This window comes from Verrucomicrobiota bacterium, assembly GCA_016200005.1.
GTDB lineage: Bacteria > Verrucomicrobiota > Verrucomicrobiia > Limisphaerales > PALSA-1396 > PALSA-1396.
On sequence record JACQFP010000047.1, the window covers coordinates 182578 to 209348 of the forward strand.

A 26771-nucleotide genomic window follows, 5' to 3' on the forward strand; every position below is an offset into this window, starting at 1 on the left:
GCATTTTTGCCGCGCAACAGAAATACCATGAAACAATTAACCCGCAGACAATTCACCAAAACTCTGGCCGCCGCAGGAACGGCGGCCGCCTTCTCGCAACTGCGCGTGTCCGGCGCGAATGACCGCGTGCGCCTCGGCTTCATCGGCGTCGGCAATCGCGGTGACCAGGTGCTCGACGCGTTTCTCAAACAGCCGGATGCGGAAGTTGTCGCGGTTTGCGACATTTACCAGCCGTACGTCGATTTCTCGGCGAAGAAGATCGGCACGAATCCAAAAAAGTTCAAAGACTACCGGCGTTTGCTTGCATTGAAGGAGGTTGATGCCGTCGTCATCGCCACCCCCGACCATTGGCACGCGTTGCAGACCATTCACGCCTGCGAAGCCGGCAAGGATGTCTATGTGGAGAAACCGCTGTCGCTGTGCGTGGCGGAAGGACGCGCGATGGTCGAGGCCGTGCAGCGGCACCAGCGCGTTTGCCAGGTCGGCACCAATCGCCGGTCCTCGCGCATGTGCCGCGAGATGGCGGAGTTCATCCGTGGGGGCGGTATTGGGAAGATCACGGTGGCGCGCGCATTTCACATTCAAAATGAATGGCCCAAAGGTATCGGTCAATCGCCGGACCGTGAACCGCCACCGGATTTGGATTGGGAGGCGTGGCTCGGGCCGGCGCCGAAAGTTCGTTTCAACCCGAATCGCGGGCTGTATCGCTTCCGCTGGTTCTACGATTATTCCGGCGGTCAGGTCACCAACATGGGCGTGCACTATCTCGACCAGATTCATTGGGCGCTGGGCCACGATGCGCCCCTGGCAGTCGCTGCGCTGGGCGGTCGCGTCGCTGAAATTGATGACAACCGGGAAATCCCCGACACGCTCGAAGTCACCTGGCAGTATCCGGGCGGCACGCTGGTGACGTTCTCGCAGTTCAATGCGACTGCCGCGCCGGCCGCTTTTCGCAAATGCGAAATTGAGTTCCGCGGCACGAAGGGCACGCTGTATCTGAACAGCAGCGGCTGGGAAGTCGTGCCCGACGCGATCACTTCCAATGCGTTTCCGGTGCGTTCGCCCATTGATCGTAAAGGGGAACGGGGCTGGCGCATGGGGGAGAGGCCACTGATCGAGCCAAAGCAGGTCAGCGGCGATTCCGACACCGGTCCGCACGCGCGCAATTTTCTCGATTGCGTCAAGAGCCGCGCTCGCTGCAATGCCGACGCCGAAACCGGCCACCGGAGCACAACGACCACGCTGCTCGCCAACATAGCGCTCAAAACCCGCGCCTTGTTGGAATGGGACGCGCAGGCGGAAAAGTTTACCCACCACGCTGTCGCCAACGACCTGCTGCGCTACCATTACCGCGCGCCGTACCGATTCCCGGGCTGACGTCAATAGCAAGGACCGAAAAACAAGTTGAGGGTACACCCGTGGCCCACCGGACCGGGGTGTCCGAAGGTCATTTGCGCGGGCGAGAATCCGATTGACTCGGTGGGTTGCCCGCTCAAGCATGGTTTTATTGCGTGAGTCCCCAAAAATTCGCAGCCGCTACCCCACTTCGGCGCGAGCGGGAGCGCGAGTACAGGTTTCGGCCTTGTCACCGTCGCGCCGACACCGCTATGGCTGTGTTTTGGCGCTAACCGGGATTTTACTGTCGGGACTGGTTCACGCCCAGGACACAAATGAATTCCGCCCCTACCTTCAATGGCGGGTGGGCGAATTTGCGCCCAAATGGGGGGTGCTGGACTTGCGCGGAATCAGCTTGGGCGCGGACTTCAACCAGCACTGGAGTGCGGAGCTGGCGCTCGACGCCTGGCAACTGAATTTCGAACCGCTCCACTCCGGAGTGGTGTTCGGCGAAGAACAGGTCTTTACGCTCGCTCCGCAAGCGCGATTCCGAATTCCCGTCGGGTCGGATCGCCTGTTGCTCTACTCCATCGTGGGCGTCGGCGGATCGTGGATTCAATTCAACGACCGCAAGGCGGAAGGCATTGGGCACCGGATTGACGCCGACGGCATGACCTTCTCCGCAACCGCGGGTCTGGGTTTCGACTATCTGCTGGCGCCCAACATCGCTTTCAACCTCGAAGGCAAATATGTCTGGTGCGATCCCATCGGAATCCGGATTGACGGCCGAAGACAGGACTGGGATGCGTCGTCATTTCTCGCCACGCTGGGTTTGCGGATTTATTTCGACAAACAGCCGCCGGAAATGCTGTTGAGCAAGGCGGGCGTCTTCAAACCCGTGCGCTTCTATTTCGGCACGCAAGGCGGATTCACGGTTTTGACCGATGGCGAATGGGTTTCAGGCGCCGAACTGGTGCCGAAACTCAATGCGCTCGGCGGCACGCTCAATTTGAATTACACCATCGCGCTGGGAGCGGATTTTGGCGAACACCTCGGCGGCGAACTCGCGCTGGCACACACGGAATATTCGCTGTTTCTGCCGGGAAATGGCCCGGTCGGCGAATACTCGATGTACTCAGCGATCCCGATGTTGCGGCTGCGATTTCCCTCTGCCAGCGGTCGCTGGGTGCCCTACGCGATCGCCGGGGCGGGGGTCGTCTATGGCGAGTTCCACGATGTGAAACCGGCCGGCGTTGGTCTTGGGATTCGCGCCAAAGGCACTTCGCCCGCGTTCGTCGCCGGTGCAGGGGTGGATTACTTCATCGCTCGTAATCTTTCTCTGACCTTTGAAAGCCGCTGGCGATATGCCTTGGACCAGAAGCTGGCTGTCCCGGGCGGTCCGACAGGTAAAGGAGACACCTCAGAAATTCAATTCACAGTTGGATTCCGCGCGTACCTGTTTGAATTCGGAAAGCGGAGGTGACTACGGGGGCGATCAAGGGCAAAGGCGCGTTTCAGAACTTCAAAGACACGGCCAGCCGCCTGGGCTTGCTGAAACTTTCGTGTCGGCATCGGGGCGCGGCCATGAGAGAATTCGTCGTGGCGTGAGCTGAAGCCAGCCAAGTCCGCTGCGAAAATGACATCAAGAATCGAGAATAGAAACGGCGCGGGGTTCGCAGTGGCCGACCCTACTGAAGCGCGACTGGCTGCTTCGCAGGGCAGGTGGAGGCGCCCCGCGCTCCCTCTGGGTTCGGCGTTGCGACGTCCTTGTCCCACAAGATTCAATCGGCAAATCGCCATGAGAAACGTCAATCGCGTTGAGTGAATTCACATGAAATGTTTCTTCTTTCTCTTTGGGGCGCTGCTCGCGTCGTGGGTCCTAGCAGGTTGTCAATCGCCGCCACCCGCGGCCGAAGGCAGCCTCGCGTGGGTGGAGATTGACGGACGCACAGGTGCCGAAATCCGGCAGGCGACCGTCGAGGTGTTCAAGGACGAAAGTTATCGCTTAAAAACCAATACCGTTTTGCAAGTGACCTTCGAAAAGCCCGGCGGCGCAGTGAACAACCTCGCTTACGGCGGCTGGGACTCCGGTGTGACGATCCGCGTGATTGTCCACGTCAATGTCCAAAACAACGGCTCGCACTTGCTGCATTGCACGGTATTCCGGGTGCGCGATCCCGGCGACCGCTCGGTGGAGGAGGCACGGCCCATTCATCTCGGGCGCGGGCCGTATCAGGAGTTGTTGAAGCGCGTCAAAGAAAAACTCCGCTCCGGCCCATGAAACAACTTGTTGTCACGATCTTCGCGGCGCTCATTCTTCACGGCAGTCTCTCCTTGGCAGACGGTCTGAAGCTCGAGACGGTTGCGCTGCCTGCATTGCGAATCAACGGACAGGCGGCCAGGGCGCACACGCAGGGACTGGAAATCGCGGCCGGCAAATATTATGTCACCGCGCGTCGGGAGGACGTCCGGCCGAGGCGCGCATTGCTGCTGCGAACCGAGCCAGCCGGAACGAACTGGGATGTCTGGGACATCACATCTGTTGACGCCGCTGGAAAGGTGATGGCGCTGGATCATCCCGGCGGAATGCAGTCGGACGGGAAGCGTTTGTGGATTCCAGTTGCCGAGAGCAAACGTCATGGGCGCAGCCGCATTTGCGTTTTTGCTCTGGAGGGCATGGTGGCCGGCAAGCCGCTGAAACCGGTATTTGAGTTCTCCGTCAACGATCACATCGGCGCGCTGGCGGTCGAGAGCGGGCACGGGTTGGTGTTCGGCGCAAATTGGGATACGGAAACGGTTTATGTTTGGGACCTCGAAGGTCGCCTGAAACGGACGTTGACCGGTGCCGAACTCAAGGCGCGCGACTTGGGCGTGGTCACCAGCGGTGAGGTCCGTGCGGGTGTCGCGGTTCAGGATTGGAAGGTTGTTGGCGATCGCCTCTTTGCCTCCGGCCTCTTTCGCGCGCCTGAATCGGTCAAAGTGTCGCCGAAAAGCCGCTGGATTTCCTTCGCCAATTTTTTGGAAACGGATTTCCAGCGCAGGATTTGCTTTCCACCTTTGCAGGACGGAGTCGAGCTCGCGCGTGAAGCCATGGCCGTTTTTGACGGTCTGGTTTATTTCCTGCCTGAAGATTTGGGTGCCCGCAACCGGCTCTTCCGCGTCGCTCTGGCGGACCTCCTGAAACGTGGCGTGGCTAAGGAGGCCCGCGCTTCGCAGAATCAGGGACGCATCAGCCGGTAAAAGCTATTCCCCGCCAACGGCGGAAGTATGACCTGATTGTTGGTGCCCACGACAGTAACGGCGTTGGTCACGTCGTTCCAGTTGGTGGTGCCGAGCCTGAAGTTTTGTTGGAGCACGAAGCCACTGGAGTTGGTCGGCCAGGTGAGGGCCATCGCGTTGCTCTGCGGCATTGAAACCGACAGCCACGGCACGGCGACAAAATTGGCAACCAGCGAGCGGTTCAAGATATTGGTGAACTGGTAGCTGGACGCACTGCTCACGACGGTGTCGTTCTCCGTCCAGTTGACAAACTTGAACCCGGCGTTCGGCGCGGCGGTGACGGTCGCCGTTGTGCCGTTGGTATAAACGCCATCGCCGGTACAGATGCCGCCGTTGGTGGGTGAAGCGGTCGTGTCCACGGAACTGTGTGGCGGCAGGACTTCGTTCGCGGCCGCGACGATGATTGGATATTTTTTCGTGAGGACCGGATTGTTGCTGGCGGTGGCAGTGACCGTGAGCATGAATACGCCGGCTTCGTTCGGTGTGCCATAAACCCAGCCCGTGGCAGGATCGAAGGCCATTCCGGCGGGCAGATCGCCGGAACTGGTTGCGGTGAAATTTGTGTCACTGGCAATGACCAGGCTGCGGGTAGGATACTCAACCCCAACCTCACCGTCGGGGAGATGATCGATCAATCCGATGGGTGGCGCCGCTACCATGGCCGACATTTGTGCGCCCAGGAATTTGCCGACGACTTCGACCGTTGAGAGGTCAATCGGATCCCCATTGCCGTTCGTATAAACTCCAACCCCATGAATGCCATCCGGCGCGACTCGTTCCGCCATCGCTTGATGCGTGTCCCAGTCCGCATAAGGGCCAACGTATGCGTAGTACTCGTAACGCCGCGTGACCACATCATCGCTGTTGGCCAGATTCTGGTTTGTGCCCCCCAGTTGTCCGTTCGCGCCGCCAACGCCATTCGTCGGATTGTAGTCGCCGGACATGAAGTCGGTCTGCAAGAGCTGCCACTCCACTTCGACTTCGTCCGGCTCGCCATTGCGCCAGTCTTTGGCGGCCGGGTTGTTCGTATCCGGGGTGATCAATTCGCGCAACTCAATCTGAGTGTTGGTATGGGAGGTGGTCACGATCGCTTTGACCCAGGTCGCATCGCTAAACTCAAACCCATTCGTGGGCGGCAGCGGCAGCAGGGGTGCCGGGATGACGGCCACCACTTGAGCCGGCGCGCCGGCAACGGGCGGGTTGTAGGTAAAAGTCGGGGTGGAGACGTTGACTTGCGGCCCGAGAGCCAGCGTGTGCGCCCCGCTATCAACCAACCAGTGGTAGTAAACCTTGGTTGGTTGATTGCGATAACCAACACCGAAGTGTTCCCCGCCGAAGTTCAACGAAGGATTTGTGAATGCGTGACCTTGCGTCGGGGGGATGTTGGTGGTCGGCACGGCGGTATAAGCCGACCAATCCGATCCCGTCCAGACCGCCTCATAACGGACCAGCACATTGGTGTGCCCCGGAACCGAGACGGTGTCTTCGGTGATCTTCGGTGTGCCGTAGTGATTGTAATCGTAGGTGTAAGTGATGTCCGTGCTGCGAATGTCATCCAGTTCGATCTCGAAACCGTGACACGGAACGCCGGTGTCATTGACGGTGTCGAAGTTGTTGATGCTGCCGTAGGCGATGCTGGCGCGCGCCGAGCCGCCGCTCAGCGCGAACAGGCAGAGCGCCACGAGGGCGGGCAGCCATGACGATGACCGGGAAATCCGCAGGCGGCTCCCGGAGGTTTTGATTTCAGATGATTTTTTCATAATGGTCTGGGTGTTTGGTTTGGTTTGGAATTTGTGAAACGGTGGTGAGTCAAAAATGGATCAACCGGAAGAAGCCGCTAACCGTCAGCGGTGAAACGATGACCTGGTTGTTCGTGCCAACGACGGTGACGGCGTTTGTCACGCTCGCCCAGTTGGTCACGGTCAGGTCGTTGATGTGTTGCAGTTGAAAACCGGTTGAAGGTGTCGGCCATGAAATCAACACGGCATTGGTGGTGGTCGGTGTGATGGTCAGCGTCGGCGGGTCGGGGGCGACGAGCGTGAACGCGGCGTTGCCGGTCACCAATTGATAATACTTGTCGCCGACGTAGGCAATCTGACGGAAGTACTGTCCGTCGCCGCCCGCGCTGGCAGCCAGGCACCAGTCCGGGATGCCTTGCTGCCACGCTTCAATCTGCACCCAATACTTCGTGCCGGCAGCGGCCTGAAATGGGGTTGGCAGCGTGAACTGGTAGTCGTACATCGCCACGCTGCCGAACGTTCCGGCACTGGTCTCGCCGGCGTTGCCGCCGGTTTGGTAATGGACCAGCGGATTGGGCGCAAAAACACTGCCGATATCCGGCTGTGAGCCGCCCGTGATGGAAGACCAGATTTCCACGGTGAAATCAATCACGGGGCCGCCCATGCCGAAATGGGTGGGATCGAATCCCCCGCGCCAGTGGATTTCAGTGATCGTCTGGGTTGTCGCCAAAGAAAAACCGTCCCAGACATACTGATCGTAATCGCTGCCGTCTGGGTCCCACCACGATGACTGGTAGAGCGTGCCACTGCCGTTGTGCGGCTGGCCGTAAGCCACGGCAGCGCGCAGGTACGAAGAGAGTGGCGTGAGGAGCGTAACCAGCCCCAGTGTTTTCATGGTCGTACAGGTTCTTGCCGACCACGAAGCCTGACTGGGAACAAATCGGCCAGGCTGCCCTTTGGGTGTGGCCGTCAAGCACGCAGAAGCCCGACTTGCCGGATTCAGGCAGGCGATGATTAATTTTCTCATGGTGACAAATCTGTTGGCGTTGTAATTACAAAGGCAAACGGATGAAGCCACATCACATCGACGTGGCGCAGCCGGGGCAGCGCACTGCGACGACAGTTCACCTGTCGTCATTGCAGCGCGCCAAAGGCATCAGAGCAGCAGCACGGTGTGGCGAGTTGAAAGAAGCGATTCCGAAATCGCCAAAGACGTGATACTATGCGGAGGGAATGAATCGTCGACAGCACGCGAACTGAAGGGGAGCGGAGGAAGAGGTACCGAAGTCGATGATGGGGTTCGGGTACTGGATCCGACGTCGCCCTTTGGGGCTTCGATTTTGCCGCAGGAGACAAATTCCAACCGATGATCCGGTGAAGAAGAATCGGCATTCGCCAGCACACACAAGCCACGCGCGATTATGCCGTGCCGGTGTGACCCGTTCGCCACACTGGAAACTCCAATCCTAGCGTGACTCAGAACCAGGGTCGTGCCGCTGTCACGCACGGCAAAGAACGGCGTGTGAGATCGATCCAATGAAGCAGCGAGCGCGCAGAGTTCGGGCAGCGCGCCCAAAGACCCACACAGGTAGGCCAGCAGGCAGGTCACCCCGGTCAGCCATCGAATGTGTTGAGCCATTGCTGCACTTTTTTTCTTCATTAACATCGTTTACCGTGCGGTCAGGTTGTTGGAGGCGGAACAGGTTGAACCGCGCCCTGACAGTTCTGTCGTGCGACTCGGAAGGGAAATCAAGTAATTAGACCAGAAAAAAATTGCCGCTAATTGTCATGCTGGACGACAACCTAAGCGAAGCGCGGCGCGCAACCAGCGGGTCAACGGAATTCGAATTCGTAGCCGAGAGTCATCGCCATTTCCGGCGGACCAAACCGGATCGTGTCAGCGTCTTGCGTGATGTCGGGAAACTTCAGCGGCACCTTGCGGTTGCTCGTCAGCAATATCCAAGACTTGTTCAACTTCTGTCCAGTGGCGGTGCCGGACAACTGACCGAGACGAAACTCAATCCCACCACCTCTCACCACCTCATAAATGACGACTCTGCCCGGTGCGGGTGATCGAACCGCAATGGCACCGCTGGTTTTCACCGGGCCGAAATCGAACAATTTGTCAGAAAAGAAATAATCGTAATCGCGACTGCGCACAACTTCGACGGTTTGACCCTGAACACGCGCGCGGTACTGGCGGAAGTTATTTGTGTCCACAATGAGATAACCGTTCTCCGGCAGCGTGAGTCCATCCACCTCCCAATCCACGCCGCCGCGATTCGACCAGATGCGCGCGCCGTTCGAGTAGGTGGCGATCTGACGATGAATGTCATCGCCGTCGTCCGCCGGTGACGAGCCGAAGTCCACGCGGTCCATGCGCGACAGGCCGAGCATCCGATGAAACGCGCTGGACAAGTAATAGAGTTGCACGCGTCCGCCCACGTTGGCTTGCGACGTGCCCGGATAGCCGGAGATGATTTGCGGTCGGCCGAAAGAAATCGCCAGGCCCATGTTCGTGGCGTTGTAGTCGGGCAGCGCGAAGGGCGCTCCGGCGCCGCTGTTGAGCAGGCGCTCGCGGTGGATGACGTCGAGGAACGGATAATATTCCCAGCGCGCGGCCTTCAGGGTTTGCGGCTCGATGCCGATGCGACCGATGGTTTCCGGCGTGCGCCAGGGGCTGAAGATGCCGGCGTCCATGATGCCCGCGAAGGGTTCGCAGTCCACTTCGGAAAAGACCGGCACGTTGCCAAGAAACTTGCGCGCCCACTCGAAGAACAACTTCTCCTGTCGCAAGTGCTCGCTGAGCGGGTAATGCCTGCCGCGGAAGTCGTAATAATGTTCCGGCAACAGCGAGGCGTGAACGTCCAAGTAGAGCGCGGTCGGCTTCACCTTTTCCTTGAAGATTTTCAGGTTGTAAAGTTCGGTGATCGGCGTGCGCAGAAAGTTGCGATTCGCAAGTTCGCGACCGAGTGTGCCTTGGCGGCGCAGGCCGTTGGCCATCGGAATGTAGAGGTTGGGCAGGCAACGGGTGGAGTCCCAGTAGCCGCGTTTCATGACGCCCGGGCTTTCGTAACGCACCCATTCGGGCGTCCAGCCTTCGGCTTTACGCGGGCCTTCAGGAAAGAGGTCCGTGTACATGTCGTAAATCGAGTAGAGCGCGCCGAACGGCTCGACGAGTTTGCGGTCGCCGGGCCAGGGCGCGTAGGCGAGCCAGATGAAATCGCGGACACCGCGGCCGGTGAGTTCATCGAGAAAGTCTTCGTAGCGCTCCCGGATCGGATAACCGGTCATGATGGTCACGCGGCCGGGCAATTGCGCGAGCGTGGGCGGCGCGGGCAGACGGATGGTAGAGCGGTAATGCGCCATCGCCTCCTGCGGCCCTTTGCCGGTGAAGACGAACGTGTAGGTGATGTTGGTGTCGCAATACGTGTGAACGTCGTAGGCGCCGGTTGACTCGTCGAAGTCGAAGCCGCGCGGTGTCGAATCAGAACCCACCATCTCGGTGATCCCGTTCTGCATCGTGAAGCACCAGTAGCGAAGGCAATTGTAATTGTACTTCAGCTTGAACGGCTCGATCGGCGGTTCGAACACGAAATACTTCGTGACAAACATCCGCGTCGGCGACAGACGCGCGCCGTGATGATTGCCGATGCCAAGACGGTCGAGATGCACGCGCTCACCGTTGTCCGTGTCGATTTTAAAGCGAACAGCTTTGTCGCCTTGCGCCATCGAGACGTGGATAGCAACGCGAATCGGCGACGGCAATCGTGGATGTTCCAGCAGGTGCGTTACGCGAAAAGAATCCTTCCCGGTCTCCACACTGACGGAATTGTTCGCGTAACTGTCACGCTCGCCATTGAACGCGACGTAAAACCCATCGAACGAAAACGAGCGATCATCCACGCGAACAGTGATGGGCGCAAACAGCAACCCACGCGAGCGGGAGAAGGAGATTTCGATGTGTTCGTCGCTCTGCCAGACGAGCCGACAAGTATCGCCGTCAGCCTGGCTCGTAATCGTGGCCGACAGGACATGGCCAGCGAATGCACAGAATAGTGACGCGAGAATGGCGGCGCGAGGTGTTGATTGCATTGATGACTTTTCCGACGCTAGATTTTTACTTCACAATGGGAAGCGGCGCCATACTGCTTTGCGATTCTATCCGACGCAACGTGACCGTCGCCAGTCGCAGGTAGTTGCGCGGGCGCGTAGTCTGTCCGGGTTTCTTGAAACCATCGACATTCCACACATAAAGAATCTTGTTCGGCTCAAATTCAATCGCGTCGGGATACGAACCGCCGTAACCGGCGAACACAATGACGTGGTGCGACCAGGTGCGCCCGGCGTCGCTGTTGAGCATGAGGCGGCGCTCGCGGCGGTTGCCCTCGTATTCCTTCACGCCATAAGCGCATAGAATCAAGCCGTTACTAAGCAACAGAAGACGCGGATCGACGCCGCGCAAACCCGTCGAGACGGGTTTGCTCCAGGAGCGTCCATCGTCACGCGACCGGCAGGTGTACATGGCGTCGTAATCGTTCTCATTCAAGCATCGCGCGTGACCGGACGGTGTTGATAACTCCCGCCCGGTGATCAGCAGTGGTCATTGCAGGCGCGTGGCGCGTTCCTGCATCCAGAGAACGTCCACGTTATTCGCGCCGTATTTGGTCCGGTTGCTCACCAGGTCGAGATCGTGCTTCGACAGAGGCGGACAGGTGCGAGGATCGCGCCATTTCTTGATTTCGGAATGACCATCGGCAAACGAAAAGCCGCCGGCGCGGTTGTGATAGCTCGCCGGGACATCGACGATCTGCCAGGAGGCGGGTTGATTGGGATACCCGCTCATATCAATAACGAAATAGCCGTCATTGATGCTATCTTCCCGTTCATCCAAAAAGACCGCGGTGCCCGACGGGCCGGGGTCGGTCATGTCGAACATTTTTCGATAAGTTTTATATCCGCCTGGCGATTCGCCATACAGCGGGCGTCCCCCCACCCAGCAACTCATGGACATGCTCCTGATGCGCGGCACAAATTTGCCCTGAGCATTTCTTCCCGTGCTTTTGTCGGCCGGACATTTCCAAATGCCGAGCGAATTGCCACAATACCGCCAGAGCACGCTGGCCTTGTTGTATTTATCGGCGTTCCAGTTGCTGTCATCGCTGGGATTGTCCAGCGTGAGGTCGTTTCCGGCGGTCCAATCGGGTACGTCCCCAGCCGCGCCTGCCGGTCTCCACTGTGAAGCTCCCACCAGTTCGTCCCGATAATCGTCGGAATAAAGTTTCCAAGCGATCAGCAATTGCCGGTGATTGTTCATGCACAAAATGCCTTGCGCCTTCTGTTTGGCCTTGCCTAAGACGGGGAGGAGCAGGGCCGCCAGGATGGCAATAATTGCGATGACGACCAGAAGTTCGATCAACGTGAAACCCCACCGCTGGTTCGGGTCCTTCCCTGGCCCCAGCGGTGGGTGCACAACGGTTCTCATGTTGATTCACGGCCCGACCCGCATCATTGCGCTCGCACGCGATAGAATCTGGTGTCCGGAGCGCTGGCCGGCGCGCTGAAGGATTTGGTGGTGCCGTCTCCCGCAACCCCCGGTCCTGCATCAAGCGTCCAGGCATCGGTGATCGCATTCTTGAAGTCCACGAAGTATTGATGGCCAACAACAGTGGCGTACGAGAAGGTGATGTTGCCACCGGAGAATTGCGGATTGAGAATTTGCACGATGCCTATCGGCGCAGTGCGACTCATGTAAGCCTTTACTGAACCCGCAGTGGTCGAATTGATTAGAGTCTCCACGCCGGTGGTGCGATTTACCGAGTACCATTCAATGTCGCACCCGCCGCTGTTCTGAAAGAAGATCAAGCGGAATGGATAGACCCCGTTGGATTGTACCAGAAAATCAAAGGTCGTCGTGGCGGTACCGTTGTCAGTGTTCGGGGTTTCAAAAATTCCCAATTGCAGGGTGGCGTCGGCCCGCGTGAAGTCCGGACCTGCCGAGAGTTTGAATCCGTCGTTCCTGCGCACGCCAAACCGATACAGACCCGCGGTAAGTTCGAGGTTCGCAGTTGCGGCCATCGCGATGTGCTTGTGAGCACCGGGATCGATGCAAGGGAATGGTCCGTCACCGGGGAACGACCCTTGATCCGTAGCGTCGATGCTGTAATTGATGACCAGCGTTTCCGAGAAGATGCCGGTTGGATTGCAACCCGTCGCTTGGTTGACGGCGGGCAGACCGGTGCCGGGATCAATGAGCAGGCCGCCAACCTGGTTTTCTCCCCGGGCGGCGGTGTTCGGGAACGTGAGGTCCTGGAGCTGCTCGTGATAGTGGATTGCAACGTTGAATCCGTTGGTCAATCCCGAACCAGGCGGGGTGGCCCAGATGCCCAGAAGAACCGGCAAGTTGGCCACTCGGAATGTCCATTGGTTGGTGAACAGTCGCGTGCCATCGCCAAAGACCAGGCGATTGGTGTGCACTGAGTTCAGGGCCAACTGACTCGCGGGTTGGTACGTGATCAATGTCCCGGCAAGGTTGGTGCTGATCGTGGCCGAAGCGGTCACATCGACGTTGTCGAACTGGTAGTTGATGGTGTTGGTCGCCACAGAGGTGTCGCGATTGACAATCGCGATTTTGATCGGCGAATCCGGCAGCGCGTCCGGTAGCGCCACGCTCGTTGAGTTCGACGCCGGCGAGGTGTAGCCCACGACCGGTGGGTTGGTGACGGCACCGACGACCGGCGCGAAGACAAGATAATTCATTTGGAGATTGAGGCTGGCGTCCGGGGCGGTCATCCGCAGCGTATTGACGCCGGACAAGTTGAGGACCAGCGGACTACCGAAGGCATTGCCTAGACGCACGTAAACGTGGCCCGCACCGCTGTTGGGCACCGGGAAGCTGCCCAGTGAAAATGTCGCTTGATTGCTGGTAGTGGTGTTTCCCGTGACGAGATCCAACCGGACTGACTGCGCCACCTGGCCGGCACAACGCAAAAAGACATTATATTTTCCAGCGGGGAAGGTCCGCGAATAGTTCAACCATTCCCCTTGCTCGACCAGGCTGACATCAAACTCGCTGGCGCTGGCATCCGTGTACTTTTGGCGTTCGGTGTCAATTGACAGCCGCGTGTCCACTGCGTCGGTGGTGCGATAATCGCCCAGCGTTGCTGGAGTAACATCGTGGAAATCCACCTCTGGCGTGCCGACGGCGCTGAGGTAGCCATTGGGCGCGGGATTATCCATGAAGTTCCCGCTATTAGTGTTGTAATCTTCCGCTTCGATCACCAACGCGCTCGGTTCGGTGAAGGTATCGAAGAGCAGCGGGAAAGTCGTAGGCTGGCCGCCAGAGTCCTGCACGGTGATCGCCCCCGTGTAAATGGTGTTGGTTACCAGGCCGGCAAAGGTCGCGCTGATGCTCGGGGTACCGGCCCCGGTGATGATCAGGCCACTGCTGACATTGCTTCCATTCAAGACCAGTATGACGCCTGAGGATGGAATGGTGTTGGTGCCAATCGAATTCGCGGAGAAAGAAATCCCATTCGCGACGGGCCAGAAGAGGTTGCCTTGGGGAGGTGGACTTGGGGCAACACTGCTGATTATCGGCGGCTCCGAAGCCCCCGGCGGAAATACGGCCGCGAATTTATAAGCTAAAAAGTCAATATCCACGCAGCCCATTTAGGCGCTTTGGGACATGCCCATTTCGATGTGGTTTCCACTGCCGCCGCCGGCTTCCCCTCCGGAGGTGGCGGCCGTCACATGGAAGGCTTGCGCCGAGATCGATCCATTCGTGTAAACCAGAACCAAATGAGTGCCAACGCCCGAGTTGTCCTTCTTGACGACAATCCAGAATTCATTCCATTCCGTCGGATCAAGCGGCAAGAACTGCGAGGCCACTTCAGTGAAATCGATGTTGTTGTTGGGTGTAATTCCATTGAGTCCATTTAACATAAGTCCCTGAAAGTTGGCTTTCGGTGTGGCAGTGAGGCCGCCGCCCGTGTCGTTGCTCGTCACCAATGAAAAGCCGAGCTTGCCGATCGCCGCTTGACGGGGGTTGAAAAAACCATTGGCGTTATCGGCAATCAGGTAACCATCCCCGGCAGCCGGATAGGGTTGGGGTCCGCTTCCACTCTCGCCGCTGGGGTAGAGATTATCCACTGCATTCGTGGTTTTGGCCGGCGTGGGAACTCGAGCGCGAAAAGTAATCGTGAACCCATCATCTAAAAACGTATCCGCCGGGGGACCACCGAGGTCCGTCCCCATGTCGTGGACGAACTGTATCTTGCGATCCGTTCCGGGTGGGGCGGAGAAAACGCATCCGCCGCAGCCATTATTTGTAAAGCTGGCACCACTCTGCTGGTCCGGTCGGCCGGTGTCCTGAATACGCAGATAGTTCACGTTGGTTGCTGGATAAGTCAGATCACCTTCCAGGAAGGCGGACACGCCGCCCGGCGGGTTGGCATTGGAGAGTATCCCGCCAATGCCGTCCCCAGCCCATTCGCTGGAACCGTTGCTTTTATTCCAAGTACCATCCAGGGAATCGAAAACGCCAGTCCCGGATGCCGCCGCGTCGCCGCGGAAAATATAATTCCAACCTCCTGCGGGATCGGGATAAGCAATACCGGGATCGGCGGCGTTGACCGATTGGCTGGCAAGGGTGAGACAAATGAGAATCCAAGAGTGGGAGAGCATTCTTTTCATAGGCTTCGCGAAGGGTTAACTGGGTTCTGCCGGAACTTGACGCGACCTTGGGATAGAAAGCAAGTGTTTTTTTGGAAATATTGATCGTCGCCACCTGGCCTTTCTGCCATGCCTTTGAATACATCGCCGAGAGATCCACAGAACAGAATCATAGCCGATTCCCTTGCTCTGCGTAACCGCCCCAGTGAAGCCATCGAGATCAATGAAGGCGAAAATGCTCCTCCGCCGCGCGAAATCAAAAGCTATTTTGCCCTGACGGTGTACGTGAGATCATCCAGCGACACATCGACGAAATGACCGCCAGTCTGGAGGTTGAAGAGCCCGAAGCGGTCGAAGGTCGCTCCCGACCTTCGGTGTTCCGGTTTGAGGGTGAGCGTTTGTGTCTGTTTGTCGAACGTCACGATGATTTGACCACTGCCATCGGTGGCACGAGGCGAGTAACGAATCGACCATTTGTGCACAAGTCCGTCCGGACGAATGATCGGGCCGGAATCTTCTGAAATCCCCGTTCCACTCGCTGTGGTATAAGCTGGACGAAAATAGTGACCGACGCGGCTCGGGCCTTCGATAAGAATTGCCAACAGGTTTTTCTGCCGCTCTTTGATTTCAGACGTGACTTTATTGGTTTTGGAAGCCGAATCGAACCAGCCGAGGAAAACAGCACTGTCCGAACCGGCGCCGTTGAATGCCAATTTCCCCGACGCAAACAATTCGTCGTCCAGAGTCAGCGGACCGACCTTGTCCGCATAGTAAGCGAGTTTTTCATCACGCCAGATGATGCCGCCAATTTTTCCTTTCGTCGTCTCGTTTGCACGCGTGTAGCCAAAATAATCGTACGGCCGGATGACGCGTTCTTCAAACTCGACCTTGTTGCCTTTTGCTTCCCAGCCGGTTTGCAAATCAAGCACGTGGCCATCAAGAGTCAAATCACTTACATACGCCTCCATCCCGCCACCGGTGACCTGTACGTTGAACGCACCGAAACGATCGAACGCGGCGCCATCCGCTTTGTGTCCGGGCGCCAGTGGCTGTGAGTATTTCCGGCCATCAACCATGAACGTGAGCAGTCCATTGCCGTCGCTTGCGTCCGGGTCGTAACTCAAGGTCCATTCATGCACCGTTCCATCGGCGAGGAAGGGTTTGGTCGTGGTCGTCTGGTAGCGTTCCCCCTCGAAACAACCGCCGCCGCCGGTCAACCAGTTGCGCGTACCGTATTCGTAAAAAAGCCAGTATCTGCCACCGTTGCCGTCGATGCGGAAGACCAGCGAGTTGGGCGTCCGCCAGCCGCGCGACTTTTCGTTGAACCAGCCGATAAGCATTCCAGCGGCGCCATCGTCCCTGGTGACGGCGAACTTGCCGGAAGCGGTGAGTTTGTCCTGAAGGGTTTTTGTCGGAATCACCTTCGCATAATAGGCCGGCGTGATCGAGCGTTGAATCCACCCGCCGATTTCTCCATTGGTGCTTCCGGTGTAGCGGGTCGTGCGAAATCCGAAATCCTGCCGCGTGATGGGAATGGGATTGGGTATGAGTTGGTTGCGATAACCTTCCCAGTGTGGATCGGCCTTCGAGTCCACATGGCGCTCGCGGCCAGTTTGTGCGTTCGCCGCCGCGACTACCGCAACAATCAGGAGCAGGTTTTTGAACATGCGGTTAAAACTGTTCAAGGCAGTCGCTGGCTCACTGGAGTTTGCGATGTTGTCGCGCTCGAACCAACTGGCTTCGCTTCAAACCAGAAGTTCCTTGACCGCTTCCCCCTCCACATCCGTGAGCCGGAAATCGCGACCTTGGAAGCGATACGTCAGCTTCGTGTGATCGAACCCAAGCAGGTGAAGCAGCGTTGCGTGAAGATCGTGGACGTGGACCCGGTCCTTCACCACCTGGAAGCCGAACTCATCGGTCTCACCCATCGTAACGCCCGGTTTGATACCGCCGCCAGCCAGCCACACGGTGAACGCTTGCGGATGATGATCGCGACCGAGTTTGCGGCCCGCATCGGGATTGCTCTCCACCATGGGTGTGCGGCCAAACTCACCGCCCCAAAGCACCAGTGTATCGTCGAGCAAGGCGCGCTGTTTGAGATCTTTGATCAGGGCGGCGCTGGCCTGGTCGGTCTTGCCGGCCTGATCCTTGACGCCTTTCACCACCTCGCTGTGATGGTCCCAACCCTCGTGGAAAAGTTGAACAAAGCGGACTCCGCGTTCAATGAGCCGGCGCGCAAGCAGGCAGTTCATCGCGAAGGAAGGTTTGCCCGGCTCGGCACCATACATTTTGAGCGTCTCCGGCGATTCCTTGGAAACGTCGATCAACTCCGGACCGCTGGTTTGCATCCGATACGCCATCTCGAACGAATTGATGCGCGTCGCAATTTCCGGATCACCCATCGCGTCGAGATGTTTTTGGTTCAGTTCCTTGATCAGGTCGAGCGTGCGCCGCTGCATCTTTTCGGTGATGCCTGCGGGGTTTGAGAGATACAGCACCGGGTCGCCGGATTTGCGGAACGGAACGCCCTGATAAATCGTCGGCAGAAATCCGCTGCCGTAAAGCGCCGCGCCGCCGCTGAGCCCTCCGGCTGAATTAAGCACGACGAAGCCGGGAAGGTTTTGCGCTTCGCTGCCGAGTCCGTAGAGCACCCATGAGCCGAAACACGGCCGGCCAAACTGCGTCGAGCCAGTCTGCATCAACACCTGGCCGGGCGCGTGATTGAACGCGTCGGTGGTCATCGATTTCACAATGGCAATGTCGTCCACCACTTCGGCCAGATGCGGCAACGCCTCGGAAATTTCCGCGCCGGATTTCCCGTGCTTCGCGAACTTGAATTCGGAAGCGTAGAGCGCTGCGTCGGGCTTGATGAACGCGTACTTCTGTCCCATCACGACTTCCTGAGGAATCGGCTTGCCGGTGTATTTGGCGAGCGTGGGCTTGTAATCGTACAGATCGAGCTGGCTCGGTCCGCCGCCCATGAAGAGATAAATCACCCGCCTGGCTTTGGGCGCAAAGTGGGGTTGATGCGGAGAGAGAGGATTTGTGACCTTGGGTGTCGTGGTCGCACCAAACACGCTGTCTTTGCCAAGCAAGGAAGCGAGCGCGATTGAACCAAGCCCCACGCCGCATTGGCGGAAGAACCAGCGGCGGGTGGTGAGTCTGGCGTGTTCCAGGCGAAGCTCGTCAGTTAAGTTCAATTTCGTCTTCATGGCGTGTTAAGTACCCAAAATCCAAATACCCAAACACCCAACGTTGCGATTTGGCGATTGGACTTTCTTGGGGCGTTGGGGCGTTGGGTGTTTTGCTTTTGGGCATTTCATTCCTTCGTTATCGTTTCATCCAGATTCAAAATCGCGCGCGACACCATCGCCCACGCGGCGACCTTGTGCAGGTTCACATTGGCCGGCATTTGCTTGGGGTCGGGCAACGCGACGTTCACCGCTGCCGCCGTCCGGTTTTCAAAATAATCATATTGCTCCTGCCAGAATTTTAATAGTGCTTCCGACTCAGCGGCAGTGGGCTTGCGACCGGTGCACAAGCGGAATGCGTAAGTAGCGCGCGTGCGTTCATCCGAACCGCCTTCCTTCAACACACGCAACGCCATCGCTTGAGCCGCTTCCACAAACGTTTTCTCATTCAACGTCGTCAGCGCCTGCAACGGTGTGTTCGAACGGACGCGGCGGGTGCAGGCGTTGTCGGCGGGCGGCGCATCAAAGGCGATCATGGTCGGAAACGGCAGCGAGCGTTTCCAGAACGTGTACATGCCGCGGCGAAAGCGGTCATCGCCTTTGGTTTCCGGCCAGTTGAATCCGCCGTAAACCGTGTCACCGACGCTGGCTGGAATGGGCGGGTAAACACTCGGCCCGCCGATCTTTGGATTGAGCAGTCCGCTGGTCGCCAACGCGATGTCCTGCACCGTTTCCGCCTCCACGCGGAAGCGCGGCCCGCGCGCCAGCAGCCGATTGAACTGGTCTTTGGCGTAGAGTTCCGGAGTGACTTTCGACGACTGGCGATAAGTTGCTGAAGTGACGATGAGCCGGTGCATTTCCTTGAAACTCCACCCTTTGTCCATGAATTCGCAAGCCAGCCAATCCAACAGTTCGGGATGCGACGGCGCATCCACGCGCGTGCCAAAATCTTCCGGCGTGGTGACGATGCCCTGGCCGAAATATTCCTGCCAGGTGCGGTTCACGATGACGCGCGCCGTGGTCGGACTGCGCCGGTCCACGAGCCATCTCGCCAGCCCAAGGCGATTGTGCGGCGCGCCTTCGGGAAAAGGATGCAGCACCGATGGCACATCGGGTTGAACTTCGTCGCCGGGACGCAGGCGGTCACCGCGTTTGAAGATGTGAGTCACCCGCGGCACTTTGCGTTGCTGGAGGGCGAGCGTGGTGGGCGGATAAGGCCAGTTCGCGAACGCCTCGTCGATCTGCTTGTTGGCTTCGGCAAAAGTTGGATCGCCAAGTCGGAACGCGTTGAACAATGCCAGGTTTTGTTCCGCGGTTCTTTTTTCCGCAGGCACCGCCAACACTTTTCGCTGCGCAGTGGTCAGCGGATCAACTTTGAGCGGACCGGCATTGGTCGTGACGCTCAGGCGGAAACGACCGATCATGTGGCAATCGAGCCGCGAATCCTTGTCCAGTCCGCCTTCACCGCCTTTGAAATTCTCGTGCAGTTGAATGAACAATCGTGTGCCGCCGGGAAATCCGACCGGTTCCTTGCACTCGAAGACAGCGCGATGATCTTGATTGCGTCGCTCCGGCGTGACCGCCGCCGTCCAGCCGGTCTTCTCCGAATCGCCATCAATCGCATTGGTGATGCTGAACCCGGCTGCTTCCTGATCGGCCATGGCGCGTTCGAACGCGACCTTGTTCGTAACCATTGGATTGTTTTTCGGATAAGCATCGACCGCGAATTCTTTCAGGAAATAGTTTCCCTTGCCCATCAAGCCCGGCCCGCCATAAGGCAGATTGGGATTCGTCAACACTTCAAGCCGGAAGCCGGTGATGTTCGTCAAGGGCGTATCCACCCAGAACTTCATCACTCCGCCGCGCTGAAGGTCGCCGCCGCCGAGGAGGGACGAATCCTCCAGTTTTTCAAATTTCGTGGCGAAGTTCATCCAATCGTAGGGGTCGAGCACCGTCCAATGGCCTTCAGTGCCAGCGGGGCCTTTCTCCCACGCCGCCATGCGCTCGGTGAGGTTGGTGGCATCGTGCATGGCTTTGGTTTCCAGCTCACGCACTTTGGCGAGAATTTCATCACGCTGTTTTTGCTGCGCCGGTGTCGGCACTTCCAAAGACGGTTCGTCGTCATTGTTCAGAAACGCATAAAGCTGGTAATACTCCTTCTGCGAGATGGGATCGTATTTGTGGTTGTGACACTGGCAGCAGTTGATGGTCAGACCCAGCCAGGCTTTGCCCAGCGCATCCATGCGGTCAATCATGGCCTCGACGCGAAATTGCTCCGGTTCGATCCCGCCCTCCTGATTCAGCATCGAGTTGCGCAGGAAACCCGTGGCCACGCGCTGCTCCAGCGTGGGGTTCGGCAACAAATCGCCGGCAAGCTGTTCAATGGTGAATTGGTCGAAGGGCAGATCGCGATTGAACGCCCTGATCACCCAATCGCGATACGGCCAGATGCTGCGCGGCACGTCCTTCTCGTAGCCGTTCGTATCGGCATATCGGGCCGCATCGAGCCAGTGGCGGCCCCAGCGCTCGCCGTAGTGCGGTGACGACAACAAGCGCTCGACCAATTTGTCGTAAGCGTCGGAACTGCGGTCGGCGAGGAAACGATCAACTTCCTCAATCGTCGGCGGCAGTCCGGTCAGGTCCAAGCTCAGGCGGCGAATCAGCGTGATGCGGTCGGCCTCCGGCGAAGGTTTGAGTTTTTCCTTTTCGAGTCGGGCGAGAACAAAATTGTCGATGGCGTTCCGCACCCACTTTTTGTTTTTGACTGCAGGTATCGCCGGGCGCACCGGCGCTTTGAAGGCCCAATGGTTTCGTTTATCAGCGCCCTTCGCATCCAATCCATCGGGCCAGCTCGCGCCTTGATCAATCCACGCCCGCAACAGACCGATTTGCTCGGCGGTCAGACGGTCGCCCTTTTGCGGCATGACGAGGTCTTTTTCCAAACCGGCCACCAGGTGTATCATCCGACTCTCCTCGCTCTTGCCGGGCACAATCACCGGACCATGCTCGCCGCCTTTCAACGCGACGGCTTTGACATCCCAACGCAACTCCGCCTTTTGCCGGTCAGCTCCGTGACACGAATAACAACTCTTGGAGAGGATCGGCTGAATGTCTTTGACGAAATCCACTTTCCGGGCGGCAGGCGGCGGCAATTTGGAAACATCGACTGCGGCGGCAGCGCCAGCCACGGGCAGGAAGCAAGTCGCACCCAAAAGGCACCCCACGCATCCGATGAAGCGTGTTGTGAAAGCACTGACTGTCATATTCGACTTACTCAATGAGTTTCTTAGCATTATCAAACAAACTCCAGTGCAGGAGGTCACCCTAATGGGCGATTCGAATGTAAATATTACCCAGCCACTTGTGGTGGACAAGAATTAAACGCGACGCTCTTTCACAGGATTCTGCTGGGAAGACAGCCCCAAAACAAGTTGATTTGCAGCGAACGGCTGGCTATTCTCACTGTGATGAATGGCTTGAGCGAATACTGCAAAGACGCAATTAAGCTTGCTGTGGTCAAAAAACTGGGAGCGGGCGAGGGGTATTCGGCCAGAATTCCAGGCTTCTCTGGTTTGGTGGTTTTTGCGCCAAACCGGACAGAAGTGTTGCGCGAACTGCAATCCGCACTGGAAGGTTGGGTGGAACTATCTCTGTCGCGCGGTGACGGACTGCCTACGCTTCATGCCGTCGAAGCTGTCGCTGGTTAATCCGCTTCCAGCCAATCCTCACGACTGATTCCGGTTTCCTTCAGGATTTCGCTCACCATTCCTACGCTCAAGACGCTTCCGTGTGGATTCGGAACGGGAAGCTTCATTGCGCCACGAACCATGAATTGATGCTTTCCGCCAACGTACGGCCCGTCCCATCCAAGTCTTCGCAGGCGTTTGATCAATTCGCGGCGTGATATAGGTGTAAGACGCATCGCAATGCCATTACGCTAACGAGAATCTACACTCCACCGATCCATTTGCGGTCGTCCCAAACCGCCTTCAGCGAAGTTAGATTACGCCGATCAAAAACGTTCTTCGCAGCGGTAACAACTTTGCCCTTCTTCAAGTTGTTGTAGGCATCGCTGGCGCTGATGGCGACGAACTGGAGCACGCTGGGATCGCGGTAACAATCAATCATGCAGCGCGTGCAGCCGTCGCGAATCAACTTCGACTCATCGAACTCGTAAATGTTGCACATCGGCGTTTCCCAGAAGTGGCACCGATAGAGATCCAGATTCCAGTCGAGGTAAAAATATTTGTGGCCGCCGAGACAACCAAACTTCTCCGGCTCTTTGCGCAAGTGGCGCTGCATTTCCTTGAGCGACTCGGTGGGATTGACGACCGGAAAACCGCTGCGGGCTTTCATCTGTTTGATCTTTTCGAAAACCTGAATCAGCTCCTCGGTCTTGTAGCTGACCAGACTCGAATCGCTGAAACTGAGATAGCTCGACGCCAGTGACGTCAGCGGATAACTGAAGGTGCAACTCTTGAAACCAAGCTCCGTCAGAAATGCCGGGAGCTTGTCGTAATCGTCAATGAGCTTGCTGGCGGTGACGCTGGCGGTGGTTTGAATGCCGAGTTCGTGGAAAACTTCGTTCGCCCGTTTGATTTTGCGACATACATCAGGCAAGCCACGGTTCTTCTCGTGTTTCGTCACGTCGTGGGAGTCAATAGACATGATGACGCTGCTCAAACCATCGCCCGCCAGGTCGCGCATGGTTTGCTCCGTCCAGAGCGAGCCGTTGGTGCAAATCATCGGATGAATGCCGCGCTCAGCCGCGTAACGCACCATCGCGCGCAGTTCTTTGTGCACGAGCGGTTCGCCGCCCACGAACAGCAAGTAACCGATGTGATTTTTCACCGCGATGTCGATAACGTCCTTCGCCTCTTGAAGCGTGACGCTGCGTCGTTGCTTGGGATCAAACCGGTCCACGGCGAAGCCGCAGAAATCGCACTTGGCGTTGCAAATGTTCGTGATCGCAAATTGCAGGTAACCTGGCCCGCCGTGGTCCAGCACCTCGCCAATCAACTTGAGGACGCCCTTCCTCGGCTTCACAACCGGGCGTGAGAAGTCAGCCGTTGCCTGGCCGTTCGCCTTCGCTGCGGCAGACACTGGCTCATTTAATGTGGCGGTACTCATGCAATTTACCTTCGCATTCTGACGACGAACAACCAGCCGTGGCAACCATTTCTTTTCCGGCTCATTCATGAGCGCGTTTCGTCTTGGCAACACGAGAAAGCTGTTCAAGCCAACGCAAATGTCACACACTCCCTCCTGCATGGAGCAAACATGCGCCAGAGGGTTGCTCAAACAGATGCTCGGTTCGAACGCGGAGTTCCGCGAGGGCCAGTGGGAGGCGATTGATCAAATCGCGAATCAGCGGCGTCGCCTGTTGGTCGTCCAACGCACCGGCTGGGGCAAGAGCATCGTCTATTTTCTCGCCACAAAAATTCTCCGTGATGCCGGTTCTGGCCCGACGCTGCTCATCAGCCCGCTGCTGTCACTGATGCGCAATCAGCTTCTCGCCACGGAAAAACTTGGCGTGCGCGCGGCCACGATTCACAGTGAGAACGTGAAGGACTGGGGCGAGGTCGAATCGGCTCTCGCGGGTAATCATCTCGACTTGCTCATGGTGTCGCCGGAACGATTGGCCAACCCGGACTTCATGCGAAAGCTCCTGCCGCTGTTGCAGGGTCGCGTCGGATTGTTCGTCGTGGACGAGGCGCATTGCATTTCGGATTGGGGACACGATTTCCGCCCGGACTACCGCCGCATTTTGCAAGTGATGAAATTGCTGCCGCCCGGCGTGCCCGTGCTCTGCACCACCGCGACCGCCAACGACCGCGTGGTGCGCGACATCGAAACGCAGATTCCGCAACTGCACGTCCTGCGCGGCCCGCTCGTGCGCTCGTCGCTTCGCCTCTACAACATCCGCCTCGCCCATCAATCCGACCGGCTCGCGTGGTTCGCGCATTTCCTGCCGCAACTGCCTGGCAACGGCATCGTTTATTGCCTGACCATTCAGGACGCGCGGCGCGTCGCCGCGTGGCTCCAAGCGAACAAGATTTCCGCCCGCGCGTATCACGCCGACCTCGAAGACGCCGAGCGCATCGAAACCGAAGGACAGTTGCTCCACAACGAAGTCAAGGCGCTCGTGGCCACCGTCGCGCTGGGCATGGGCTTCGACAAACCTGATCTCGGTTTCGTGATTCACTTCCAGCGGCCCGGTTCGGTGGTCGCGTATTATCAGCAAGTCGGTCGCGCCGGTCGCGCGGTGGATTCAGCGTTCGGGATTCTTTTGAACGGCAGCGAGGATGACGAGATTTCGGATTACTTCATCCGCACCGCGTTTCCGCCCGTGGAGGTGATGCAAGGCATCCTTCAGACGCTGGATGGCGCGGCGTACTTTGCAAAGTATGGCAGACGCGGCCCGCTGACGATTGATGATATCGGCGCGGAATTGAACCAGGGCCGCGGTGCAATCGAGAAAGCCCTGAAGCTCCTCGAAGTGGACGGCGCGGTGACACACGACAGACACGGCTACTCGCGCACGGCGAATCCCTGGCAACCGGACGTTGCACGGTTTGAACAGGTGACACGCTTGCGGCGGGACGAGGTCGAGCAGATGCGGCGCTACGTTGAGCACAAAGGCTGCCTGATGGAATTCCTCGCACGGGCGCTCGACGACCCGAACGCCGCGCCGTGCGGCAAGTGCATGAATTGCACGAAGCACACTGAGCGACGCACCGTGCCCGGGTCTCTCACACAGTCCGCCGTGGATTTTCTGCGCGGCGACGCGCTCGTGCTCGAACAGCGCTTGCGCTGGCCAAAGCCGTTGCTCGAAGAGATCAGATCAGCGTTGCCGGAAGCCGTGGAGTTTGGCGACAAAGGCGCGCTGAAAACGACGATCCCGGAAGCCTTGCGCGCCGAAGCCGGACGCGTGTTGTGCCTCTGGGGCGACTCCGGCTGGGGCGATGAAGTCGCGCGTGGAAAATACGAAGCCGGCCGCTTCAGCGACGCGCTGGTGAACGCCGCCGCCGCACTGATCCGCGAAAAGTGGAGACCTCAACCGCCGCCCGCGTGGATCACCGCTGTTCCATCGGCGCGCCGGGCGGAACTGGTCAACGGCTTCGCCCGTCGCCTGGCAGAAAAACTGAACCTGCCTTTCGCGCCCATTCTTCGCCGCACCCGTGACATTCACCCGCAAAAGGAAATGCAGAACAGCGTTCAACAAGTTCGTAATCTTCTCGGCGCGTTCAACATTGAGGGAAAGCCGCCGTCAGGTCCAGTGCTGCTGGTGGACGACATGGTGGATTCAGGATGGACGCTGACGTTGCTGGCGGTATTGTTGCGGCAGCGCGGCAGCGGGCCGGTGTATCCGTTCGCCCTGGCCAAGGCTTCGCCGCGAGGCAGTTAAACGCTGTAGCAGCCGACGTAAGGAGGCTCTAAAATCCTTACGTCGCAGCGATTCGAAGAGTTAGAGCCTCCTTACGTCGGCTGCTACGGAGAATAATTGAAGATTGTTGATGAACCCACACGACTATCTCAGCGCCGACGGGCAGGCGATGCTGTTGCTCTGCTCCTCGCTCGCTTTGCCGCCGACCGCGAAGGAGATGGATTTGTCGCCATTGAAACTGGGCGAGTGGAATCAACTCGAACGCAAGATTCGCGAATCATCCTTGAAAAGCCCGGCCGCACTCCAAGGTCGCAGTGCGGATGAACTGGCCAAAGCCCTCGCACTGCCGACGGACGAAGCCGGGCGCATCGCGCGTCTGCTGAAATTCGCCGGCCAACTTTCGCTCGAGCTGCAAAACCTTTTCGAGCGTGGCCTGTGGGCAGTGTCGCGCTTGGATGAACTTTACCCTGTGCATCTACGCGACACGTTGAAGCATCAAGCGCCGACGGTGTTGTTCGGGGCGGGCGACATCCGGTTGCTTCAACGCGCCGGCGTCGCCGTGGTTGGCTCGCGCAACATTGACGAAGCCGGCGCCGCGTTCGCCCGCGAGGTCGGCTCAAAAGCTGTCACGGCGAAACTTCCGGTGGTTTCCGGCGGAGCGCGCGGCACGGACCGCATCGCCATGCAGGCCGCGCTCGAAACCGGTGGCATTGCGTTCGGCGCATTGGCGGACAGCCTCGAACGCACGGCGCGACAGGCGGACGTATGCGAGTTCGTGAGCGATGGAAAGCTGGTGTTGCTGACGCCCTACGCGCCGACTGCCGGCTTCTCCGTCGGTGCGGCGATGGGACGCAACAAGTTGATATACGGACTGGCCGAGTTCGCCGTCGTGGTGAGCAGCGACCATCAAACCGGCGGCACCTGGGCGGGCGCGGTCGAAGCGTTGAAGGGCGGCTGGTGCCCCGTGCTGGTGCGTGACGGCGACGGCGTGCCGCGCGGGAACCGGGAGCTTCTCAAACTTGGCGCGACCGGCTTGAGCGCTGATCATCTGGCCGCCGTTTCAAACGTTGCGGAATGGGTGGATCGACGAGTCGCGCCAAAGACGCCCGAGCCGGATTTGTTCGACCTCGTTCCACCAGTGCGACGGACCTGATCAGAGCACATTCC

At 58.4% G+C, this 26771-nt stretch carries 20 protein-coding genes; 8 read left to right on the plus strand and 12 right to left on the minus strand.

The features are described from left to right. The first annotated feature begins 27 nt into the window (after positions 1-27). From HY298_17245 to HY298_17260, 4 genes are all read left to right on the plus strand, one after another. Positions 28-1377, plus strand: coding sequence for a Gfo/Idh/MocA family oxidoreductase (locus HY298_17245; GenBank protein MBI3852006.1), 1350 nt, complete (start codon positions 28-30; stop codon positions 1375-1377). 241 nt (positions 1378-1618) lie between these two features. Further along, entirely contained in the window at positions 1619-2818 is a 1200-nt protein-coding gene (locus HY298_17250) for an outer membrane beta-barrel protein (protein ID MBI3852007.1), read from the plus strand. Positions 2819-3166: 348 nt separating this feature from the next. After that, positions 3167-3616: a hypothetical protein gene (locus HY298_17255; protein MBI3852008.1), complete on the plus strand. Its 450-nt coding sequence runs from the start codon at positions 3167-3169 to the stop codon at positions 3614-3616. Then, entirely contained in the window at positions 3613-4575 is a 963-nt protein-coding gene (locus HY298_17260) for a hypothetical protein (protein MBI3852009.1), read from the plus strand. The genes HY298_17255 and HY298_17260 overlap by 4 nt, the downstream gene beginning before the upstream one ends. Here HY298_17260 and HY298_17265 read toward each other — a convergent pair. Together HY298_17265 and HY298_17270 are read right to left on the minus strand one after the other, a co-directional pair. Next, on the minus strand, positions 4554-6374 hold the full coding sequence (locus HY298_17265) for a putative Ig domain-containing protein (protein MBI3852010.1): 1821 nt from the start codon (positions 6372-6374) through the stop codon (positions 4554-4556). The genes HY298_17260 and HY298_17265 overlap by 22 nt on opposite strands. Positions 6375-6423: 49 nt before the next feature. After that, positions 6424-7248 (minus strand): hypothetical protein, encoded by an 825-nt coding sequence (locus tag HY298_17270; GenBank protein MBI3852011.1) that lies wholly within the window; start codon positions 7246-7248, stop codon positions 6424-6426. Positions 7249-7421: 173 nt separating this feature from the next. Here HY298_17270 and HY298_17275 point away from each other — a divergent pair, with 173 nt between their 5' ends. Continuing rightward, positions 7422-7571: a hypothetical protein gene (locus HY298_17275; GenBank protein MBI3852012.1), complete on the plus strand. Its 150-nt coding sequence runs from the start codon at positions 7422-7424 to the stop codon at positions 7569-7571. 615 nt (positions 7572-8186) lie between these two features. Here HY298_17275 and HY298_17280 read toward each other — a convergent pair. The 8 genes from HY298_17280 to HY298_17315 form a co-directional block, all read right to left on the minus strand. Further along, entirely contained in the window at positions 8187-10448 is a 2262-nt protein-coding gene (locus HY298_17280) for a hypothetical protein (protein MBI3852013.1), read from the minus strand. A gap of 25 nt (positions 10449-10473) precedes the next feature. Next, positions 10474-10902 carry an exo-alpha-sialidase gene (locus HY298_17285; protein ID MBI3852014.1) on the minus strand — a complete coding sequence of 143 codons (429 nt, stop codon included), beginning with the start codon at positions 10900-10902 and terminating at the stop codon, positions 10474-10476. 54 nt (positions 10903-10956) lie between these two features. Next, a complete protein-coding gene (locus HY298_17290; protein ID MBI3852015.1) occupies positions 10957-11838 on the minus strand; it encodes a prepilin-type N-terminal cleavage/methylation domain-containing protein in 882 nt (293 codons plus the stop codon). Positions 11839-11861: 23 nt separating this feature from the next. Further along, complete coding sequence (locus HY298_17295; GenBank protein MBI3852016.1) at positions 11862-13820, minus strand: hypothetical protein; 1959 nt, start codon at positions 13818-13820, stop codon at positions 11862-11864. Between the two features lie 204 nt (positions 13821-14024). After that, entirely contained in the window at positions 14025-15047 is a 1023-nt protein-coding gene (locus HY298_17300; GenBank protein MBI3852017.1) for a hypothetical protein, read from the minus strand. A gap of 242 nt (positions 15048-15289) precedes the next feature. Next, on the minus strand, positions 15290-16693 hold the full coding sequence (locus tag HY298_17305) for a hypothetical protein (protein ID MBI3852018.1): 1404 nt from the start codon (positions 16691-16693) through the stop codon (positions 15290-15292). Positions 16694-16771: 78 nt separating this feature from the next. Next, the gene (locus HY298_17310) at positions 16772-18238 is read right to left on the minus strand and encodes a DUF1501 domain-containing protein (protein MBI3852019.1); all 1467 of its coding nucleotides are present in this window, start codon (positions 18236-18238) and stop codon (positions 16772-16774) included. 107 nt (positions 18239-18345) lie between these two features. Continuing rightward, positions 18346-21480 carry a PSD1 domain-containing protein gene (locus tag HY298_17315; GenBank protein MBI3852020.1) on the minus strand — a complete coding sequence of 1045 codons (3135 nt, stop codon included), beginning with the start codon at positions 21478-21480 and terminating at the stop codon, positions 18346-18348. A gap of 204 nt (positions 21481-21684) precedes the next feature. Here HY298_17315 and HY298_17320 point away from each other — a divergent pair, with 204 nt between their 5' ends. Continuing rightward, on the plus strand, positions 21685-21924 hold the full coding sequence (locus tag HY298_17320; GenBank protein ID MBI3852021.1) for a hypothetical protein: 240 nt from the start codon (positions 21685-21687) through the stop codon (positions 21922-21924). Here the strand turns inward: HY298_17320 and HY298_17325 are convergent. Beyond that, on the minus strand, positions 21921-22139 hold the full coding sequence (locus tag HY298_17325; GenBank protein ID MBI3852022.1) for a type II toxin-antitoxin system HicA family toxin: 219 nt from the start codon (positions 22137-22139) through the stop codon (positions 21921-21923). The genes HY298_17320 and HY298_17325 overlap by 4 nt on opposite strands. Positions 22140-22165: 26 nt before the next feature. Beyond that, a complete protein-coding gene (locus HY298_17330) occupies positions 22166-23416 on the minus strand; it encodes a radical SAM protein (GenBank protein MBI3852023.1) in 1251 nt (416 codons plus the stop codon). A 70-nt stretch (positions 23417-23486) separates the two neighbouring features. Here HY298_17330 and HY298_17335 point away from each other — a divergent pair, with 70 nt between their 5' ends. Both HY298_17335 and HY298_17340 read left to right on the plus strand, forming a co-directional pair. Continuing rightward, positions 23487-25625, plus strand: coding sequence for a RecQ family ATP-dependent DNA helicase (locus HY298_17335; GenBank protein MBI3852024.1), 2139 nt, complete (start codon positions 23487-23489; stop codon positions 25623-25625). A gap of 109 nt (positions 25626-25734) precedes the next feature. Next, positions 25735-26757, plus strand: a complete 1023-nt coding sequence (locus HY298_17340; protein MBI3852025.1) for a DNA-protecting protein DprA — start codon at positions 25735-25737, stop codon at positions 26755-26757. Positions 26758-26771 lie beyond the last annotated feature (14 nt).